Genomic DNA, 608 nt, shown 5'->3' with positions numbered 1-608 from the left:
TCCGTCGTAGTCATAGTAAGGCTCCTTGTGGGACCTGGAACAGTCTCCTTTGCACAGCTGACACAGTTTGCTGCCTGCTGCTGCCCCCGGGGCACAGCTGGCCTGGAAGTAATTGGCCACCGCTTCGTCTACAGGGCTGTCTTCAATGCCTGACCACTGGAGCAGATTCATGGACAGCAGCGTTCCTATGGGAATGTTCCAGCCTGCAGACTTCCCCAACCCAGTGTGGCATGTTTTCTTCCCCTGGAGGTCTTTGATGCCAAATCCAGTGCCCTTCTTCACCACAGCAACAGCGTAGTAACAGGTGTCCGAAGCGCTGCCGTAGTCCTCAGCAATAATGGGATGCAGGTCGTAGTTGTTCAGTCCAGCAGTGTAGATGTCTCCTCCATCCAAAGTGATGGCATCTGCTTCACCAGCCTTGATTGCGATGATGCAGTCGAGGGTGTTGTCTTTCTTCACGCAGGCGAATGCAGGAGCTTTGGCTTTGAGGGCCAAACATTTCTGATATTCTTGGTCCGATTTTAGGCACCATTTCACCGTGTTAGCGGGGGCCGCGGACACGGTGGCGAGGCATCCAACAAACGCCACTAGGAGGAGAGTCTTCATGC

The 608-nt window shown here is 54.3% G+C and carries 1 protein-coding gene; it reads right to left on the bottom strand.

Annotated features, from left to right (window positions below; genetic code table 11):
* Window positions 1-608 (bottom strand): type 2 periplasmic-binding domain-containing protein (locus tag D9T19_RS14935; RefSeq protein ID WP_162984615.1); only part of this gene is annotated, 608 nt, incomplete at both ends.

Source organism: Poseidonibacter antarcticus (assembly GCF_003667345.1).
Taxonomy (GTDB): Bacteria; Campylobacterota; Campylobacteria; order Campylobacterales; family Arcobacteraceae; genus Poseidonibacter; species Poseidonibacter antarcticus.
This window is presented reverse-complemented; position numbering and strand designations above follow the sequence as displayed.